This is a genomic window from Streptomyces sp. NPDC037100 (assembly GCF_055606225.1).
This window is the reverse complement of the sequence record NZ_JBVJSX010000018.1, coordinates 16,227-34,280: the sequence shown is the minus strand read 5'-3', so window position 1 is coordinate 34,280 and position 18,054 is coordinate 16,227. Positions and strand designations below refer to the sequence as shown.

Below are 18,054 nucleotides of genomic sequence, written 5' to 3'. Positions count from 1 at the left end.
ACGCAGTGGTTGCGGAAACGCCGGCCTTGAGCGGACGTGGAAGGGTGGCAGACAGCCCGACTCGCTCCTGTGCCGTGAGGAGCTCACCGGTCGAGGAAGTACCGCTACCGTGACGGATGGAGGGTCCGGGCGGAATGCCGTGGAGGATCGGATTCCGGGATGCCGTCATCCATCGCACGGATATGGGTGCTGTGCCCCCGCTGTCGCCTCGCCCTGAACAGGGGCGGTTTCGCCGAGCGCGAGTCCGTCTCCGGTGACGTCGAGGGCGCCGAGGTCGTTCTCGGAGTGCAGCACGACGCGGCCGGGGATGAGGGTGGGCAGGCCGACGCCGAGGTTGATGGAGGAGCCGTCGGCAACGATCGTTGCCCGTGACAGCAGGCCACAAGCTCAGCGGACATCGTCCATGAGCTGCTCGGCCCAAATGGTCTTTCCGTTCCGGCCGTAGCGGCAGCCCCAGCGTGTGGTGAGCTGGGCGACGAGGAACAGGCCGCGCCCTCCCTCGTCGGTCGTGTGCGCGCGCCGCAGGCGAGGCTGGGTACTGCTGGAGTCCGTGACCTCGCAGACCAGACCGTTGTGGTGGATCAGGCGCAGGTCCACCGGCGGGCGGGCGTAGCGGATGGCGTTTGTCACCAGTTCGCTGACGACGAGTTCGGTGGTGAATGCAAGATCTTCCAGACCCCACGCGGCGAGCCGTCGGGCCGTCCAGTCGCGGACGTCGGCGACGGCGGCCGGGTCGGCCGGGCACTCCATGTGCGCGACGGCCTCCGCGGGGATGGCGCGGGTGCGGGCCAGCAACAGGGCCATGTCGTCGCGCGGTGGTTGGTTCCCGAGGCCGGTGAAGACGGCTCGGCCGGTGTCCTCCAGAGCGCGCTCCGGGCGGCAGGAACTGGCAAGGGACTTCATAAGGTACTGGAGCCCTTGGTCGATGTCGTGGTCATCCCGTTCGACGACACCATCGGTGTAGAGGGCCAGGACGCAGTCCGGCTCGAGATCGATGGTGGTCATCTCGTACGGCATGCCGCCGACGGCGAGCGGCGGCCCGGTAGGGATGTCGACCGGTCGGGCGGTCCGGTCAGGCCGGACGATGAGGGGTGCCGGGTGCCCCGCACTCGCGATGGTGCAGTGCCGGGCGACCGGGTCGTAGACCGCGTACAGGCACGTGGCGCCGACCGTGTCGTGGTCGCCGGCCGGCGCCTCCGCCGCGAGACGCTGAACCAGGTCGGAGACCCGGGTGAGCAGCTCGTCGGGTTCGATTTCAAGGTCGGCGAGGGTTTGAATGGCGGTGCGTAGGCGCCCCATGGTGGCGGTCGCGTGCATGCCGTGGCCGACCACGTCTCCGACCACAAGGGCCAGCCGGAGAGAGGGCAGGGGAATGGCGTCGAACCAGTCACCACCGATCTCGGCCCCTCCGCCTGCGGGCAGGTAGACGCCGGCGGTCTCGGCGGCCGGGCTGTCGGTGGTGGCCGGAGGAAGCAGGCGTTGCTGCAATGCGGCGGCCGCACGGTGCTCTCGTGTGTAACGGCGGGCGTTGTCGATGGCCAGTGCGCCTCTTGAGGCGATTTCCGTCATCAGATCCGCCTCCTGCCCGGTGAACGGCTCGGATTGGTCGATGCGCCAGACAAACGCATCACCGAGCATGAGGCCGCGGGCGTACAGCGGCGCAGCCATCACCGAGTGGAAGCTCTTGGGGAGGAAAAGCTCGACCAGCCGTGGATCGCCGAGCATGGCGACGAACTCATCGCGGCTGAAGATCACCGTCCTGCCCTGTTGGAGGCTACGCAGCAGAGCTTGGTCAGGGAGCGGAGGGAGCACATCACCTCGGTTCATACCGACCGGTGGTGTCGCGTCCGCCGGGGCCATAGCGGCGCAACGCATGCGAATGTCTCCGCCGCCCACCCACTTGGATGGCTCGTTTCCGTCGAACACGGCAAGGGCGAGGTCCACTACCACGAAATCCCCGAGGTCGGAGACGAGCAGGTCCGCCAGATCCTGCGCGGTGCGCATGACGTCCAGGGAACCCCCGACGCGCACGGCCGCCTCGCGGAGGAGTTCCAGGTGCCTACGAGCCCTCAGGTGTTCGGTGATGTCGCTGAACACGGCGGCAACGCCTATAGGGTGCCCGCCCCCGTCCTCCAGACGGAATGCGGACAGCGACGTGGCCCACCGCCGCGCCGAGTCCTCCCGCGACCTTGTCCACTGCTCCCTCCCCACCACTGGTGTGCCCGTCTCCAACACCTGGTGCAGGACCGCCTCGACATCCTCGGCGTCCTCGGCGGCCATCATGTCGCGCAGTGAACCGCCGATCGGCAGTCCGGGAGCGCCGAAGATCCCCGAGACGGCGTTGCTCCGCACGATGGCCATGTCCGTGCCATGCAGAGCGATCCCGATCTGATTCTGTGAGGACAGCGCACGCAAGAGCGCGACGCCTTGCTCCCGATCCGTCACGACTTCCGTCGGCGCTGCCAGGACGAAGAGTTCGGCCAAGCCTTCCACCTGCATCGCCCGGAAGGTGACATGGACGGTGCCGCCAGAGCGATGCCGCAGCCGTACTCGCCCGGACGCCGAATTCCCGGTCGGAAGGTCGAGGGCAGGCAGTCCGGCGGAAACGTCGGCCAGGAGTTCGCGCACCGAGTGACCACAGACCTCATCGGCGGGAAACCCAGTCAGCTCGGCCGCCGCTCCGGTCCACCGCAACACCGTCCCCCGGGTGTCCAGCACAGCGGCGGCCAGGCCGTCGAAGGTGAACGACCGGTCGCCGACATCATGACTGGACACACTCATCCGACCTCGAGGAACGCTCATCGATCAAGTTAAGCCAATTATGATGCTTTCGGGTGATGAGTGCCTCATGCGGCTTTCGTCGTGACTCGGTCGACTCGACGGGGGCTGAGCCCGGGGCGCAGGCGATTCGCCAGGGCGACGGGCTCGGACGGTGCTCCCCTGGGGATTGAGGGACTGCTGCCGACGTGGCTCGATGGTGCCGCGACGGGACCGGGCACGCGTTCTCCGCAGACCGCCCGCTTTCCCGCCGCACCGGGCTCGCCTCTTGTGCGGGCCTTGGATGGACGAGGCTGTCGTGGAAGATACAGGACCTGTGAACGCACGCCGGGAGGCTGGCCTCGAACACCGATCCGACTACGCCTCCGGCACGGCGCCGCCGAACCCGCCACGCTGGGCTGACACGCTCACAGCGAGTCACCGGCCTGGGTTGCCAACCCTTGGGATTCTTTCAGCCGGGGAGCACGGCCGACCAACCCCCGTCGACGACGAGGTTGGCGCCAGTGATGTACGACGCCTCGTCGGAGGCGAGGAAGACGGCGGCGTTGACGACCTCGTCGGGCAGGCCGACGCGGCCGAGGGGGATGTGGCGGGCGATGGTGCGCATGGGGTGGTCGGTGGCGAGGAGGTTGTCGCGGGAGCCCTCGGTCTCGACCATTCCGGGGCTGATGCAGTTGGCTCGGATGCCGTGCGGGGCGCCTTCGGCAGCGAACTGCCGGGTCAGCGCGATCACGGCGCCCTTGGAGGCCGAGTGCGCGGTACGCCGGTTCGTGAGCGAGCCGGTCAGTCCGGCCGTCGAGCCGACCGTGAGGATGCAGCCGCGGCTGCGGACCAGGTGGGGCCAGGCGACGTGCGCGGCCAGCCACACCGAGTCCAGTTCGGCGCGCAGCGTGAAGGTGAAGTCCTCATACGGCTGGGTGTCGACGCCTCCGAAGCGGACGGCGCCGGCGTTGGCGTAGAGGATGTCGATGCCGCCGAAGGCGTCCACGGCCTCCTCCACCCACGTCCGCACGGAGTCCTCGCAGGTCACGTCCAGCGGGCCGGGGACGAGGGCTGTGCCGCCCGCCTCGGCGATCAGCCGCTGGGTCTCCAGTGCCGCCTCGTGCAGCAGGTCGCCACCGACGACGATCGCGCCCTCGGCCGCGAAACGCAGCGCCGCCGCCTTCCCCTGGCCACGGGCCGTTCCCGAGATCAGGGCCACCTTGCCGTCCAGCCGCCTCATGACGCCCCCGGTCGCAACGCGTCGGAGATGGACTTGGCGCCGCCGTGCGCGGTGAGGCCACCGTCGACCGGGATCTCGGCACCGGTGACGAAGGAGGCGTCGTCGCCCAGCAGGAAGACGACCAGCGGGGTGACCTCGTCCACCGTGCCGGTGCGACCGAGGGGGGTCTCACGCACATTTGCCTCGCGGAAGGCGGGCGCGGCGGAGGCGGTCATCTCGGTCTCGATGAAGCCGGGATGGATGGTGTTCACGCGGATGCCGCGTGGGCCGAGTTCCGCGGCGGCGGTTTTTGCCAGGCCGCGCAAACCCCACTTGCTGGCCGTGTAGGCGACCGGGTAGTGGCCGGTGAGCCCGGCGGCCGATCCGACGTTCACGATGGACGAGCCAGGCGGCATGAGGGGCATGAGGTGCTGGATGGCAAGGAGCGGGCCGGTGACGTTGACGGCGTGGACGCGGGCGAAGTCGTCGGGGCGTACGTCGCCGAGGCGGTCGCGCCAGGTGATGCCCGCGTTGTTGACCAGGCCGTGGATACGGCCGTACGACGCCCGTAGTTCCGCCGCCAGTTCGGCCCAGTCCCGCTCGCTGGTGACGTCGAGGCGGCGGCAGCCTTCCCCGGGTTCGACGTCGGTGGCGATGACGCGGGCGCCCTCACGGGTCAGCGCCTCGGCCTCGGCGGCGCCGAGACCGCGCGCGGCGCCGGTGACCACCACGACCTTGCCGAGGAGCCTCTTGCGGTGCAGGTCGTTCATGGCCGCTCCTGGGTGTGACGGTGCGCGGTCGACAGCGGGACCGGCTCTCTGCCTGCGACCACGGTGTGGGAGACGGCGCCGATGCCCTTGCCCTTGCACGGGCCGAGGCGGACTTGCGTGTCGCGGGACCACAGGTCGCGACCCGACACTGGCGATGAGGATCTTCTGAAACCGGGGGCGCTGTATGCCGAGGGCGCCGGGCAGGTCGTCGCCGCCGGTCTGGACGTCCTCGGCGACGTGCAGGACCGCCCCGCCGGGAGTCCTATGGCGAAGGGTGGGGAAAAGACGTGGGATTTCATGGAGGTGTCCTCCTCATTGCGGTGCGACCAATGTGGCCTCACCCCCTTGAATCTGGGAAATCGATTCCGTGGATCGGATCATCCGTGGCGTTTATGCATTCGTTTTCGTGAGTGGTGGGAGCGTGCCATGAACCTGGCCAGCCTGGACCTCAACCTCGTCGTCGCCCTGCGCGCACTGCTGGAGGAGCGCAACGTCACCCTCGCCGGTCGGCGGATCGGCCTCAGCCAGCCCGCGATGAGCGCCGCCCTGGCGCGGCTTCGCCGGCACTTCGACGACGAGCTGCTCACGCGTGTAGGCGGCCACTACGAGCTGACCGCTCTCGGCCAGGTCCTCCTCGACCGCACCCTGGCCACCTGCGACCTGCTGGAACGCCTCTTCACCAGCCAGGCCGCCTTCGACCCGGCCACGGACTCCCGCGAGTTCACCCTGCTGGCGACCGACTACGCGGTGGCGATCTTCGGAACCGAACTCGCCCGTGCCGTCCACGCGCGGGCGCCGGGCATCCGCCTGCGGTTCACCCCGCCCCCGCTTGAGGTCTCCGTGGACACCGCCACCATGCTCAGCGCGGCCGACGGCCTGTTCATGCCGCACGGAGTCATCAGCGGTTTCCCGGCCACCGAGCTGTACCAGGACCGCTGGGTCTTCCTGGTCGCGGAGGACAATCCCGAGGTCGGCGAGCGGCTCACCCTGGAGGATCTGGCACGGCTGCCGTGGGTGACCTACCAGCGCACCTACGACGCCCCGGCGGCCAGGCAACTCGGCATGCTCGGCATCGAGCCGAGGACCGAGGTCTCCGTCGCCAGCTTCCAGGCGCTGCCGTGGATGGTCGCCGGCACCGGCCGCATCGCTCTCGTCCAAGAACTCCTGGCACAGCGCCTGAGCAGCGCCCTGCGGGTACGGATCATGGAGCCTCCCTACGACGCCGCGCCGCTGCGGGAGATGCTGTGGTGGCATCCGGTCCACACCCACGACGCCGCGCACATCTGGCTGCGGGAAACAGCCGCGCGGGTCTCGGCGACGATGGCCGACAGCAGCACGACGACGCCGCATCCACCGGGCGAATGACCATATCCGGCATACCGATCGGATGAGGGGTGGCCCCACCCGTCGTTCTGGCTGATAGTCGGGGCAGCCGCTGACGCCCGCACCACCGGGCCCAGCTTTCGAGCAGTCCCTGGAATGCCTGCACTCGAAAGCTTCTGACAAGCGGCGAGCGGGCGAAGAACCGCGAGCGGGCATCCCACTTTCCTGTGCACCTGCACCTGCACCTGCACTCGCACCTGCACCTGCACCTGCAGAGCTTGACCATCCACGCGCAGCCCGGAACTTCACGGGCTCGGCCAAAGGAGGACGCAATCATGTCCACGCATCTCACGCGACGCACCGCCATAACCGCAGGCCTGGCCTTGGGCGCATCCCTCGCGGTGATCAATCCCCTGACGACGCAGGCAGTCACGCGGGGCTCGACCACCAACACCAAGAGATCCGCCGGTATCACCGGGCTGCAGTGGGGTGCTGTCGCGCTCACCGCCGAGCAGTTCCCGGTGATGAAGGAGTTCACCGAGAAGGCCCTGGGGCTGACACAGGTCTTCGGCTCGGATGAGTTCGCCGTGTTCTCCACGCCCAACGGCAACCTGTTCGAGCTCTACGGACCGAAGGCTCCCCAGAACCCCTGGCGCACCAGCAACACCTCCGCCGCAATCGGCTTCGACGCCAAGGACCTGGAAGAGGCCGGGGCGGTGCTGGAGAAGGTCGGCGCGCAATGGGTCTCTCCCGTTCATGTCATTCCCGGAGTGGGAGCAGGAGGGACGGACTACCGCTACCGCTTCTTCCGCGCTGCCGACAACCGCGTCTACGGGCTGTCCCAGAGCAACATCGACGTCCACCAGCCCGTGCCCGAAAGTGCCACGGGCGCGGCCGGGATCAACAAGCTTCAGTGGAGCGCCGTCGCCGTGACCGCCGAACAATACGCACAGATGAGGAATCTCACGGACCGCGGTCTGGGTCTCTCAATGCACTTCGAAGACACTCAGTTCGCTGTTGTCGGCACGGAGAACGACAGCCTGTACGAGCTCTACGGACCCAAGGCCCCTAATTATCCCTGGCGGACGAGCGACACGTCTATCGCCATGGGCTTCAACACCATCGATCTGGACAAAGCCATGCCCTACATGGAAGAGCATGGCGCTGAATGGGTCTCTCGCGTTTACACCATCCCCGGCATAGGTGCAGGAGGGACGGACTACCGCTACTGCTTCTTCCGCGCCCCCGACAACCGCGTCTACGGTTTCTCCCAGAGCAACCTCACAAGCTGACCGCTCGGCGGGCCGCCGCGACCGGAACCCGGACTGCCCGTGGGAATCGGGGTTCGGGTCGGCTCGCCAAGCAGGCATCAACCGCGGGGAGTCGCTGCGACTACTCGCCTTTCCGCGTGGACCGGTGCCCGAGGCGTGGCACGGCCGCTACGGCGATTCCGCTGGGTCCCCCGTCTCCCAGCTCCGGCTCACCGCCGCCCCGCTGCCCATCACCGGAGCCGCCGGCTCAGGCGTCAACGCGATCGCCCTCAACAGCCCGAACGCCAAGGCCGTCGAACAGCCCATCGAGCCGGCCGGGTGCGCCGTGCCCAGGACAGCCGCGGCGCACCCGGCCTTCCTCCCGCCATCCCGTCCTGGACCGAGATCGCGGTGAAATGCCACCGCCCCGACGCGATCACCTCGGTCGGGCGTTCTGACGAACTTGGCACGTGTCGCCGAGCGATTTGCGCATCAGGGCAGGCTGAACCTGCCCTGTACGGCGGTGCGTTCATCAACCGGCAGGCGTGGAAGTTCCAGGCCCGTGACGGCAGCTCTCTCCGGTGGCTCACCCAGCGCGGCCACGCCACCGGAGGCCGCCCGGCGCGAGTGACGGATCGACGCCCGGACTGGAGCCGGGCATGGACCCCTTCCGCGAGCTCCTCGTCGGCCGCAACTCTGCCTGAGGTGCACGGCCGGCGGGGCCGGCTCAGCGCGTGAGCGGTGCCGGGCGGGGTCGGCCGACGAGCTGCGGGGTGAGAAGCGCGCCGGCACGGTCGGCGAGGACGGCCATCTCGTAGCCGACGAGGCCGATGTCGCAGCCCTCCTCGGCGAGGACGCCGAGGCAGGAGCCGTCGCGCATCTGGTTGACCAGCATGAAGCCGTCGAGCATTTCGATCAGGACGAGTTTCATGCCGCGGAAGCCGTGCGTCTGGGCGGCGTTCTGGGCGAGGGAGGTGATGCCGGACACGACGGCGGCCAGGCGGTCGGCCAGATCGCGGGTGAGGCCGTCGGAGGCGGCTATGAGCAGGCCGTCGGAGGAGACGGCGACCGCGTGGGTGACGCCGTCCGCGGTGCGGGCGAAGTCGGAGACGAGCCAGCCGAGGCTGTTGGGTGCGGAGGTCACGGCGAGTCGGTCCTATCCGGCCTCGGCGCGCGTGACGCCCGCCCGGAAGCCGTTGAGCATGGAGGAGACGTACTTCCGCCGGTCCGGCGGTGCGGCGTCGTCGTCGGGGGTGAGGAGCCGGGAGGGAAGAGTGACGAGCGCGGACACTCCTCCGCCAGGGGTGTCGGAGAGCATGACCTCGACGCCGTGGCGGCGGGCGAGGCGGCCGACGACGTAGTGGCCGAGGTAGCGGGTGGGCGCGACGAGGAAGGCCTCCTCCCCTGCGATGCGGGCGTTGGCACGGGCGAGGTCCTCGGCGGACATGCCGACGCCGTGGTCGACGACGGCGATGTTGAACTCGCCGCGGTCGCCCCAGCCATGGACCTCCACGGGCTGCTCCGGTGCGGAGAACGTGAGGGCGTTCTCGACGAGCTCCGCGAGCAGGTGGGAGAGCTCGGCGACGGCACGGCCGCTGATCCGGCAGGGCTCGATCTGGGCCATGGTGACCCGTCGGTACTGCTCGACCTCTCCGATGGCGGACTGCACCAGCTCAAGACTCGTGGCGGTCGTGGTGCGGATCTGGGGCGCACGTTCGTCCACCAGGACGAGCAGGCTCTCCGCGTTGCGGCGCATACGGGTGGCGAGATGGTCGAGTTCGAAGAGTTCGGCGAGCGCCTCGGGGTCGAGCTCCTGCTGCTCCAGGGCGGTGATCAGGGCCAGCTGGCGGCGGACGAGTCCCTGGTTGCGGCGGCCGAGGCTGGCGAGGGACTCGGCGGTGTTGCGGCGCAGCACGGCCTGCTCGGCGGCGAGTCCGAGCGCGGTGTGTTCGACGTTGTGCAGCGCCGCGACGACCCTGGTGATCTCCTGTGCGCTGCCGCGCGGTTGCTTTTCGTCCTCGATCTGGTCGAGTTCACCGGCCTGGATGCGGGCCATGGTCTCGGGGAGGCGGCGCCGGGCGATGTCGTCGGCCTCGCGGGCGAGCCCGTCGAGGGGCCTGGTGATGGAGCGGTCGGCCATGACCGCGGCGGCGATGAGGGCCGCGATCACCAGCGCGCCGAGGGCGAGGTAGCCGGCCAAGGATGCGGTGGCCTCGTCGCTGAGGGTCTTGGCACGGGCCTCCACGTCGGAGTCGACCCGGCGCTGTGCCTGGTGAACGGTGGAGTCGAGGCGGACGATGTCATTGGCGAAAGCCGTCGCGTCGGCACGGATCCGTGAGCCGTCGGAAGCCTTCATGGCCGTGTTCTCGACGGAGTCGAGGCGCCGGGTCACCGGCGAGGAGAACATCTTCGTGACGGCGTCGCGCTGCGCCGGAGTGGCGATCTTGAAGAAGCGACCCAGGGCGGAGACGCGGGTGGCGTGTCTGTCCATGAAGTCGGGGTAGTTCGTCCCCCGGAAGGACCCCGCGGCCAGGACGCCGCTGAGCAGGCTGCATTCCTGCATGCCGGCCTCCTTCGCCTCGGCGAGGGCCTCCAGGGCGGCCAGGTCGTCGCGCAACAGCTGGTCGCCGCGCGTGACCGTGTCGGCGGTGGGGTCCGCGGCGCTGAGCGCACCGATGACGTCGGTGTAGTAGGTCTGGGTCTTCGTCCGGTCGGCCGAGCCGGAGTCCACGCCGTCGCGGATCGCGGTCAGCCGTTCGAGGCGACTCATCGCCCCGGCCACGACCGGCTCCTCACGCACCTCACGCCGGAAGGCGTCGACCCGGTCGCGGCTGCGGTCGAGCCGGTTGCGGTGGCTCTTGTCACCGGCGAGCAGGCCGTTGGTGAAGAAGCGTTCCGACTGCAGGTTGTGCACCAGCTCCTGGATGCGCAGTGCCACCTCGATCTGCGCCCTCGTGCCGCGGGCGTCCCGGTAGGCCTGGAGCTGGCCGACGACGGCCAGGCCGACCACCACCAGCAGCAGGCATGTGGGTACGGCGAGGACGACCGTCACACGCCCGCGGATGGTGCGCCAGCTCAACGCGCCGCCCACGGTCTGCGCCCGGTTGCTGCGGACGGGGAACTGCATATGCGGTCCTTCTCCTCACGGTGAATGCCAGGAATGCGCTGAAACTCGCGTACGAAGCCGTGGGGGGAGAGACGAGCCGTACCGCGGACCCTCACCGGGCAGCGGCGCATGGGTGCACCGACGGACCAAGCCGCAAGCAGCGGGCGTCGGCACCTGAAGACGATCATCGGCCAGATCTGCCCCGACGCCTAGCCCTCTCAACATCGGGTTGCCGGATCCGTCCATCCGTCCGGCGGATCAATACCCTTTTCGCGGTGGCCTGCAGAGGAGTTCAGCAGGCGGCGGAAAGGGGGTCGAAGCGCAGGGGCGCGTTCGTGCGGGCCGTGATGTCCTCGACCGTGACGCCGGGCGCGGTCTCGATCAGGGCGAGGCCGTTGTCGGTGACGTCGAGGACGCCGAGGTCGGTGATGATCCGGTGGACGCACCGTTCGCCGGTGAGCGGCAGGGTGCACTCCTCGACGATCTTGGGGGTGCCGTCCTTGGCGGTGTGCTCCATCAGGACGATGACCCGGCGGGCGCCGTGGACCAGGTCCATTGCGCCGCCCATGCCCTTGACCATCTTGCCGGGGATCATCCAGTTGGCCAGATCGCCGTTCTGAGAGACCTGCATGGCGCCGAGGACGGCGGTGTCGATGTGGCCGCCGCGGATCATGCCGAAGGACAGGGCGGAGTCGAAGAAGGAGGCTCCGGGCAGGACGGTGACGGTTTCCTTGCCGGCATTGATCAGGTCGGGGTCGACCTCGTCCTCGGTCGGGTACGGACCGGTGCCGAGGATGCCGTTCTCCGAGTGCAGGACGACATGCACGCCGGGTGGAAGGTGGCCGGGGATGAGGGTGGGCAGGCCGATGCCGAGGTTGACGTAGGAGCCGTCGGTGAGTTCGGCGGCGGCGCGGGCGGCCATCTGGTCCCGGGTCCAGCCTGGTCGTGTACCGAGGGTGGTGCTCATGCGCGTACGGTCCTTTTCTCTATCTGCTTGTCCGCGGCCTGTTCGCCGGTCAGCTCCACCACCCGCTGGACGAAAACGCCCGGCACGTGCACCGCGTCGGGGTTCAACTCACCGGGCTCCACCAGTTCTTCGACCTCGGCGACGGTGATACGGCCGGCCATCGCCGCGAGGGGGTTGAAGTTGGCCGACGCCTTGCGGAAGACGAGGTTGCCGTGGCGGTCACCGCGCCAGGCGCGTACCAGGGCGAAGTCGGTGGTGATGCCGTGTTCCAGGGCGTACGTACGGCCGGCGAAAACACGGGTCTCCTTCGGCGGGGAGGCGAGTGCGACCGTGCCGTCGGCGGCGTAGCGCCAGGGCAGGCCGCCATTGGCCACCTGTGTGCCGACACCCGCCGGAGTGTAGAAGGCGGGGATACCCGCGCCACCCGCGCGCAGGCGCTCGGCCAGCGTGCCCTGCGGCACCAGCTCCACCTCCAGTTCCCCGGACAGGTACTGGCGGGCGAACTCCTTGTTCTCACCCACGTAGGAGCCCGTGACGCGGGAGATGCGGCCGGTGGCCAGCAGGACACCCAGGCCGCGCCCGTCGACTCCGCAGTTGTTCGACACGACCTCCAGACCGGTCGCACCCTGGTCGTACACCGCCTGGATGAGCACGTCGGGTATGCCGCTGAGGCCGAAGCCGCCGACGGCAAGCGACGCACCGTCAGGGATGTCTGCGACCGCCTCGACAGCGCTCGCACAAACCTTGTCCACGGATGAAGTTCCTTTCTGTTCCTGCCGGCTCAGATGTGCTCGCCCAGCCCGTCGGAAATGGCCTTGGCGCCGCCGTGCGCGGTGAGGCCGCCGTCGGCCGGGATCTCGGCGCCGGTGATGAACCCGAGCAGTCGTTCGGGGTGCGGTTCGGTCACGGCCGCTCCCGAATGCGTCGGCGGGCAGCGGGAAGCGGGACGGGATCGGCGCCCGTGACCACGGTGTTGGAGATGGCGCCGATGCCCTCCACGGTGAGTGTGACCGTGTCGCCGGGCTTCAGCGGCGGCGGGTCCTGCCTGCCGCGCAGGCCCCACAGCTCGGCGAGGCAGCCGCCGTTGCCGCAGGTCCCGGATCCGAGGACGTCGCCGGGGCGGACGACCGTGCCGCGCGAGGCGTAGGCGACCATCTCCTCGAACGTCCAGCAGTCCCGCACGGTGGACGGCTGGAGCGGCGCCAGCAGGCGTACCTCGGAGACGTGCGGCCCGGCCGGCACGTCGAGTGTCGCGGCACCCGCGTCGAGCAGCCGGGGCAGGCCGCCTCCCTTCGCCAGCAGCCCGGTCAGGGAGGAGACGCCGGGCAGGGGGTAGAGCGTGCCGTCCTCCTCGACGACGGCCACATGGCGTCGGTTTCGGTACTCGTACGCGGCGAAACGCATGGCAGGTTCCTGTCGGCGGGAGGGGTGGGCACAAGGACCCGGGGGCACGGCAAGGTAGTCAGGGCAGTTGACAGGGCTACCGCGCCCCCGGGGATCGAGGGCCTCGCCGGTCAGACCGGCGGGGCGACGAAGCAGCCGCGGTCGACGTCGTTGAACGACTCCTTGGCGATCAGTTCGTTCATCGGGTTGGCGGTGCCCCACTGGTCGGTGACCTCGGGCTTGGAGAAGTCGAAGACGTGGGGGTGCCAGGTGTCCTCGTCCAGGACCTCCAGCTCGGTGGTGTACTCGACCGTGTTGCCCTGCGGGTCCAGGAAGTAGGTGAAGGTGTTGTCACCCGCCATGTGCCGGCCCGGGCCCCAGATCTTGCGGAAACCGGCCCGCATCACGCGGCCGGACCCGCGCATGAACTCGTCCAGGCCGCGCATCTCGAAGGAGATGTGGTGCAGGGAGGTGTGCGGGCACTGGGCGATGGCCATGGAGTGGTGCAGGCTGTTGATCCGCATGAAGTGCATGACCTCACCGATGCGCGGCGAGTGCAGCGTGTCGGAGAGGCGGAAGCCGAGGTGGCGCTCGTACCACTCCCGAGTCACGTTCAGGTCAGGGGAGTTGAGGACGACATGGGACAGCTTGACCGGGATCGACTCCTTCGCCTCGATCTTGCGGTGCCTGCGCACCTCCACGTCGGCGGAGACCTCGATGGCTCGGCCGTCGATGTCGAAGAAGCGGAACCCGTAGCCTCCGCCCGGGGTGTCCACCTTGCCCGGCTGGGAGATCAACTGCACGCCGCCCGCGAGAAGTTGCTCGGCGAGAGCGTCCACGTCGGCGGGGCTCGCGGCGCCGAAGGAGACCAGGTCGAGGCGCTTTTCTTCGGCCTTGCGCAGCCGTACGACGTACTGCTCGGGGGAGCCCTCGGCGGCGAGGAAGGAGATGCCGGAGTCCTCGGCGACCTTGGTCAGGCCCCAGACGCCGCCGTAGAAGTCAAGCTGCTTGTCGTAGTCGGGCACGGCCAGGTCGACGTGCCTGAGGTGGGTGAGCAGACGTGCGCTCATGGTGGGTTTCCTCCTGTGTGAGGGTCAGGTCAAGCCCAGCAGTGCCGCCGCGTTGTCGCCGCGCACAGCGTGGAAGTCGGCGTCGGGCAGCCGTGCGGCGTGCAGGGCGCCGACCGGGTCCTCGGTGCCCATGTCGAAGGGGAAGTCGGAGCCGAGCAGGACCCGGTCGGCGCCGGCCGCTCGCACGAGCTCCCGCAGCACGTGCGGGTCGTGGACGAGGGAGTCGAAGTACAGCCGTCTGAGGTAACTGCTCGGCAGGTGCGCGCAGTTGGCGCCCGCGTCGGAGCGGGCGGACCAGGCGTGGTCGGAGCGGCCGATGTGGGTGGGCAGGTAGCCACCGCCGTGCGCCGCGATCACCTTCAGTTCCGGGTGCCGGTCCAGGACACCGGAGAAGATCAGGTGCGAGAGGGCCACGGCGTTCTCGGTGGGCTGGCCGACGGTGTTGGACAGGTACCACTGGTCGAGGCGTTCGTCGAGGGTGCAGCCGAACGGGTGCAGGAAGAGGAGCGCGCCCGTCTCCTCGGCGCGGGACCAGAAGGGTTCGTACGCCGGGTCGGACAGCTCTCGGCCGGGGGTGTGGCTGGAGATCTCGACACCCAGCAGGCCCTGGTCCAGGGCGTGTTCGAGCCCGCGCACGGCCGGCTCGGGGTGCTGGAGGGGCACGAGCCCCAGCCCGCGCAGTCTGTCGGGCGCTGCGGAACAGTGGGCGGCCGTCGCCTCGTTGGCGATCCGGTAGACCTTCTCGGCCGTGTCCTCGTCCGTCCAGTAGTGGTAGTGCGAGGGGGAGGGGCTGACCAGCTGGACGTCCACCTTCTGGGTGTCCATGGCGGCCAGCCGGACGGCCGGGTCGGTCAGCTTCCGTATGCGCTCGGCGACCATGGGACCGTTGACGGCGAGGGCGGCCGGGCCGTTACGGCGGGCGTCGAGGGCCCTGGCCCGGGCCAGCCCGGGAAGCTCCGCCACCAGCGCGTCGACCTCGGGCAGCAGCACATGGGCGTGAACGTCGACAGTGGGCGTCGTCACGGCGTCTCCTTCAGGACGTTCATCGTGCGGACCATCAGACCCGGCACGTCGGCGTCGCGCACTCCGTCCAGCTGCCACTGACCGAGCTGCACGGACGCGTCGACGACGGTCCGAACGCGCGGGACGCGGCGCTCGTAGTAGGCGTGGAACAGCTCGTCGTCCCAGTCGCGCCCGCTGGTGAGCAGTTCGGCGAGCACGAGGGCGTCCTCCAGGGACATGGCCGCGCCCTGGGCGAGGGTGGGCGGGCAGCAGTGGGCGGCGTCGCCGACCAGGACGACCCGGCCCCGGTGCCAGGAGCCCTCCACCAGCAGGCGGTCGAACCAGGTGTAGTTGACCTGTGCCGGGTCGGTGATGTGCTTGGTGATCTCCGGCCAGGCGCCGCCGTAGCCCTTCGCGAGCCTGCGCATCTCGTCCGCGTACGTCTCGGGCGGGATGGAGGCGCGGTCCCGGTTGGCCTCCACCACGAAGGCGTAGAGGGTGGTCCGGCTGGTGGGGGTGTATCCCGCGATGTAGGCCGGGCCGCCGTACGTCAGGTCGGAGCGGATCACGCTGTCGGGGCGCGGGGCGGGGACGCGCCAGATGGCCATACCCGTGGGTTCGGGCTTGTCGGTGACGCCGATCATGGCGCGAGTGGCGGAGTTGAGGCCGTCGGCGCCGATCACCAGGTCATAGCGGCCCGCGCTGCCGTCGCTGAAGCGCACCGAGACGCCGTCGGCGTCCTGGTCCAGGGTCTCGACGGTGATGCCGAGGCGGACGCCGGCACCTGAGGCGCGGACCGCGTCGATGAGGATCTGCTGCAGCTGGGGACGCTGCATGCCCAGAGTGGCGGGCAGATCCGGACCGCCGGTCTGGATGTCCTCGGCGACGAACAGCAGCGTGCCGTCCGGGGCGGTCACGCCCAGCGATCCGAAGGCGGACCCGGATGCGCTCACCTGCTCCCACAGGCCGAGTTCGCGCAGTGCGCGCAGGGCGTTGCCCTGGAGGGTGATGCCGGAACCGGTGGTGGCGTTCCAGTCGGGTTTGGCCTCGATCAGGTCCACCGCGATGCCTGCCCGGCGCAGCAGGACGGTCACGGCACTGCCGGAGGCACCGCCGCCGATGACGAGGACAGCGGGCTCTTTCGTCATGGGAAACTTCCCTGTCCGTTGGTTACTTGACGGCGATCGGATTGACCGGGGAGCCGACGGCTCCGGTGATGGGCAGCGGGGCGGCGGTGAGCCAGAACTCGTACACGCCGTCGGCCGCGCAGTCCTCGGCGAGGGCGTCGAGGTCCCACATCTCGCCGATCAGCAGCCCCATGTTGGGGATGACGACCTGGTGCAGCGGCTGGAAGGCGTGCTCGAACTCGTTCGGCCGGACCTCGAACCCCCAGGTGTCGGTGGCGATCGCGGCGATCTCGGTGCCGTGCAGCCAGCCGGCCGTGGTGAACGACAGACCGGGAGCGGCCCCGCCTGCGTAGTCGCCCCAGCCGTCGCGGCGAGCGCGGGCCAGCTGTCCGGTCCGTACGACGACGATGTCCCCGCGGCCGACGGTCACCCCGTGCGCCTCGGCGGTCGCCGTCAGGTGCTCCTCGGCGATCGCGAAACCGTCGGGCAACTCGCCGTATTCTCCGAGGACTCGGCCCACGTCGAGCAGGACGCCGCGCCCGGCGACGTGGGGGGCCATGTGCTCGATGCCGGTGACGAGGTCGCCGAAGGCGGTGACCACCTTCTCCGAGTCCCGCCCGTTCCACGCCTTGCCGTGGTCGAAGATGTGCCCCAGCCCGTCCCACTGGGTGGAGCACTGCAACGGCATCGCGATCACGTCGTCGGCACCGCCATGGCCGTGCGGGAATCCCTGGTTGTCCAGGGCCGCGTCGGTGCCGGTGTCGAGCATGGTGTGCACCGGGTTGGTCCGGCGCCGCCAGCCCTTCTGCGGGCCGTTCATGTCGAAGCGCTGCGAGAGGGAGAAGCTGATGCCTCGCCGGACGAGAGCGGCGCCCTCACGGCGCTTTGCCTCGTCGAGGAAATTGAGGGTGCCGAGCACGTCGTCCTCGCCCCAGCGGCCCCAGTTGGAGTACGCCTTGGCGGCCTGGGCGATCGAGCCCTCGGGATCCGTACGGTCGATCATGCCGTGGCACCTTCCGCGACACAGCGGGTGCGCTGCATGCCCAGCCCGGTGATGGAGCCCTCCATGACGTCGCCGCCCTGCAGCAGCCGGCCCCAGTGGATGCCGTTGCCTGCCGGGCTGCCGGTCAGGACGAGGTCGCCGGGCAGGAGCCGGGCGGTCCGGGAGATGTAGGACACCAGCCGCGCGACCCCGAAGAGCATGTCCTTGGTGGACTCGTCCTGCATGGTCTCGCCGTTGAGCTTGAGCGTGACCCGCAGGTCGCCCGGGTCCGCGATCGACTCGGCCGGCACGATCCAGGGCCCGAGCGGGGTGAAACCGGGGGCGTTCTTGCAGCGCAGCCAGTCGGTGCCGATGGCCTTCATGTCGCGTCGGAAGACGGTGGCGCGGTCGGTGAGGTCGTTGGCGATCGTGTACCCGGCGACGTACTCCAGCGCCTTCTCGACCGGCACCCGGTGGGCCGGCCTGGCGATGACCGCCGCCAACTCCAGCTCCCAGTCCGGCTGTTCGGCCCAGGCGGGGAGGGTGACGTCGTCATACGGTCCCGCGATCGTGCTGGGCAGGCCGATGAACACGTACGGCAGGTCCTCGGCCGCCCGCCGGTCCATGATCGCGGCGATCTCGGCGCGGGCCTCCTCGACCGTGCGGTGGTCGTCGGGGACGCGGTGGGCGACCTCGAGATCGATCACATGCTGGCGGTAGTTGGCGCCGGACTGGAAGATCTGCCGCGGCTCCACCGGGGCATGCACCCGCAGGCCCTCCAAGGGCCGCCAGGCGGCGGACGCGTCCGCCGCCAGAGTGCGCAGGCGCGGCAGCATCGTGTCCCAGGACTCCAGCAGCGTGCGGATTGTCAGTGCGGGGGCACCGACTGCCGAGCGCAGGTCGAGTACGCGACCGTCGGGGGTAACGAGAGCCGGGAAGGGCGTTCCGTCAGGGGCGGACAGTGTTCCCAGCGCGAAAGGTCCGGCGAGGGGTGGGGAAAAGACGTGGGATTTCATGGAGATGTCCTCCTCATTGCGATGCGACTAATGTGGCCTCACCTCCTTGAATCTGGGAAATCGATTCCGTGGATCAGAT

At 69.6% G+C, this 18,054-nt stretch carries 15 protein-coding genes and 2 pseudogenes; 2 read left to right on the top strand and 15 right to left on the bottom strand.

Annotation, left to right across the window (positions count from 1 at the left end):
- Positions 1 to 270: 270 nt before the first annotated feature.
- From ACZ7EG_RS37310 to ACZ7EG_RS37295, 4 genes and pseudogenes are all read right to left on the bottom strand, one after another.
- Positions 271 to 378: pseudogene (locus ACZ7EG_RS37310) on the bottom strand (succinyl-CoA--3-ketoacid-CoA transferase); the annotation flags it as partial.
- Positions 379 to 387: 9 nt separating this feature from the next.
- Positions 388 to 2,781, bottom strand: a complete 2,394-nt coding sequence (locus ACZ7EG_RS37305) for a SpoIIE family protein phosphatase (protein WP_471088862.1) — start codon at positions 2,779 to 2,781, stop codon at positions 388 to 390.
- 448 nt (positions 2,782 to 3,229) lie between these two features.
- Entirely contained in the window at positions 3,230 to 4,000 is a 771-nt protein-coding gene (locus tag ACZ7EG_RS37300; RefSeq protein WP_471088860.1) for an SDR family NAD(P)-dependent oxidoreductase, read from the bottom strand.
- Complete coding sequence (locus ACZ7EG_RS37295; RefSeq protein WP_471088859.1) at positions 3,997 to 4,749, bottom strand: SDR family NAD(P)-dependent oxidoreductase; 753 nt, start codon at positions 4,747 to 4,749, stop codon at positions 3,997 to 3,999. The genes ACZ7EG_RS37300 and ACZ7EG_RS37295 overlap by 4 nt, the downstream gene beginning before the upstream one ends.
- Before the next feature lie 426 nt (positions 4,750 to 5,175).
- Between ACZ7EG_RS37295 and ACZ7EG_RS37290 the strand changes: the two genes are divergently transcribed.
- A complete protein-coding gene (locus tag ACZ7EG_RS37290; RefSeq protein WP_471088857.1) occupies positions 5,176 to 6,114 on the top strand; it encodes a LysR family transcriptional regulator in 939 nt (312 codons plus the stop codon).
- A 293-nt stretch (positions 6,115 to 6,407) separates the two neighbouring features.
- On the top strand, positions 6,408 to 7,364 hold the full coding sequence (locus tag ACZ7EG_RS37285; protein ID WP_471088855.1) for a VOC family protein: 957 nt from the start codon (positions 6,408 to 6,410) through the stop codon (positions 7,362 to 7,364).
- Between the two features lie 685 nt (positions 7,365 to 8,049).
- Here the strand turns inward: ACZ7EG_RS37285 and ACZ7EG_RS37280 are convergent.
- The 11 genes and pseudogenes from ACZ7EG_RS37280 to ACZ7EG_RS37230 all read right to left on the bottom strand — a co-directional run bounded on the left by ACZ7EG_RS37280 (position 8,050) and on the right by ACZ7EG_RS37230 (position 17,975).
- Complete coding sequence (locus ACZ7EG_RS37280) at positions 8,050 to 8,466, bottom strand: roadblock/LC7 domain-containing protein (protein WP_471088853.1); 417 nt, start codon at positions 8,464 to 8,466, stop codon at positions 8,050 to 8,052.
- 12 nt (positions 8,467 to 8,478) lie between these two features.
- The gene (locus tag ACZ7EG_RS37275; protein ID WP_471088851.1) at positions 8,479 to 10,449 is read right to left on the bottom strand and encodes a sensor histidine kinase; all 1,971 of its coding nucleotides are present in this window, start codon (positions 10,447 to 10,449) and stop codon (positions 8,479 to 8,481) included.
- Between the two features lie 271 nt (positions 10,450 to 10,720).
- The gene (locus tag ACZ7EG_RS37270; protein ID WP_471088849.1) at positions 10,721 to 11,395 is read right to left on the bottom strand and encodes a CoA transferase subunit B; all 675 of its coding nucleotides are present in this window, start codon (positions 11,393 to 11,395) and stop codon (positions 10,721 to 10,723) included.
- The gene (locus tag ACZ7EG_RS37265; RefSeq protein WP_471088847.1) at positions 11,392 to 12,147 is read right to left on the bottom strand and encodes a CoA transferase subunit A; all 756 of its coding nucleotides are present in this window, start codon (positions 12,145 to 12,147) and stop codon (positions 11,392 to 11,394) included. Before ACZ7EG_RS37265 ends, ACZ7EG_RS37270 begins: the two co-directional genes overlap by 4 nt.
- 29 nt (positions 12,148 to 12,176) lie before the next feature.
- A pseudogene (locus ACZ7EG_RS37260) lies at positions 12,177 to 12,269 on the bottom strand (3-oxoacyl-ACP reductase); the annotation flags it as partial.
- A 29-nt stretch (positions 12,270 to 12,298) separates the two neighbouring features.
- A complete protein-coding gene (locus ACZ7EG_RS37255) occupies positions 12,299 to 12,799 on the bottom strand; it encodes a fumarylacetoacetate hydrolase family protein (protein WP_471088845.1) in 501 nt (166 codons plus the stop codon).
- 110 nt (positions 12,800 to 12,909) lie between these two features.
- On the bottom strand, positions 12,910 to 13,848 hold the full coding sequence (locus ACZ7EG_RS37250; protein ID WP_471088843.1) for a VOC family protein: 939 nt from the start codon (positions 13,846 to 13,848) through the stop codon (positions 12,910 to 12,912).
- A 24-nt stretch (positions 13,849 to 13,872) separates the two neighbouring features.
- Positions 13,873 to 14,871 carry an amidohydrolase family protein gene (locus ACZ7EG_RS37245; RefSeq protein ID WP_471088841.1) on the bottom strand — a complete coding sequence of 333 codons (999 nt, stop codon included), beginning with the start codon at positions 14,869 to 14,871 and terminating at the stop codon, positions 13,873 to 13,875.
- Positions 14,868 to 15,998 carry an FAD-dependent oxidoreductase gene (locus ACZ7EG_RS37240; RefSeq protein WP_471088839.1) on the bottom strand — a complete coding sequence of 377 codons (1,131 nt, stop codon included), beginning with the start codon at positions 15,996 to 15,998 and terminating at the stop codon, positions 14,868 to 14,870. The genes ACZ7EG_RS37245 and ACZ7EG_RS37240 overlap by 4 nt, the downstream gene beginning before the upstream one ends.
- 22 nt (positions 15,999 to 16,020) lie before the next feature.
- Entirely contained in the window at positions 16,021 to 16,980 is a 960-nt protein-coding gene (locus ACZ7EG_RS37235) for a cyclase family protein (RefSeq protein WP_471088837.1), read from the bottom strand.
- The gene (locus ACZ7EG_RS37230; protein ID WP_471088835.1) at positions 16,977 to 17,975 is read right to left on the bottom strand and encodes a fumarylacetoacetate hydrolase family protein; all 999 of its coding nucleotides are present in this window, start codon (positions 17,973 to 17,975) and stop codon (positions 16,977 to 16,979) included. Before ACZ7EG_RS37230 ends, ACZ7EG_RS37235 begins: the two co-directional genes overlap by 4 nt.
- Positions 17,976 to 18,054 lie beyond the last annotated feature (79 nt).

Excerpts from the sequence above, each read along its gene's own strand:
- ACZ7EG_RS37305 (WP_471088862.1), bottom strand. The coding sequence starts at position 2,781 with ATGAGTGTGTCCAGTCATGATGTCGGCGACCGGTCGTTCACCTTCGAC.
- ACZ7EG_RS37300 (WP_471088860.1), bottom strand. The coding sequence starts at position 4,000 with ATGAGGCGGCTGGACGGCAAGGTGGCCCTGATCTCGGGAACGGCCCGT.
- ACZ7EG_RS37295 (WP_471088859.1), bottom strand. The coding sequence starts at position 4,749 with ATGAACGACCTGCACCGCAAGAGGCTCCTCGGCAAGGTCGTGGTGGTC.
- ACZ7EG_RS37290 (WP_471088857.1), top strand. The coding sequence starts at position 5,176 with ATGAACCTGGCCAGCCTGGACCTCAACCTCGTCGTCGCCCTGCGCGCA.
- ACZ7EG_RS37285 (WP_471088855.1), top strand. The coding sequence starts at position 6,408 with ATGTCCACGCATCTCACGCGACGCACCGCCATAACCGCAGGCCTGGCC.
- ACZ7EG_RS37275 (WP_471088851.1), bottom strand. The coding sequence starts at position 10,449 with ATGCAGTTCCCCGTCCGCAGCAACCGGGCGCAGACCGTGGGCGGCGCG.
- ACZ7EG_RS37270 (WP_471088849.1), bottom strand. The coding sequence starts at position 11,395 with ATGAGCACCACCCTCGGTACACGACCAGGCTGGACCCGGGACCAGATG.
- ACZ7EG_RS37255 (WP_471088845.1), bottom strand. The coding sequence starts at position 12,799 with ATGCGTTTCGCCGCGTACGAGTACCGAAACCGACGCCATGTGGCCGTC.
- ACZ7EG_RS37250 (WP_471088843.1), bottom strand. The coding sequence starts at position 13,848 with ATGAGCGCACGTCTGCTCACCCACCTCAGGCACGTCGACCTGGCCGTG.
- ACZ7EG_RS37240 (WP_471088839.1), bottom strand. The coding sequence starts at position 15,998 with ATGACGAAAGAGCCCGCTGTCCTCGTCATCGGCGGCGGTGCCTCCGGC.
- ACZ7EG_RS37235 (WP_471088837.1), bottom strand. The coding sequence starts at position 16,980 with ATGATCGACCGTACGGATCCCGAGGGCTCGATCGCCCAGGCCGCCAAG.
- ACZ7EG_RS37230 (WP_471088835.1), bottom strand. The coding sequence starts at position 17,975 with ATGAAATCCCACGTCTTTTCCCCACCCCTCGCCGGACCTTTCGCGCTG.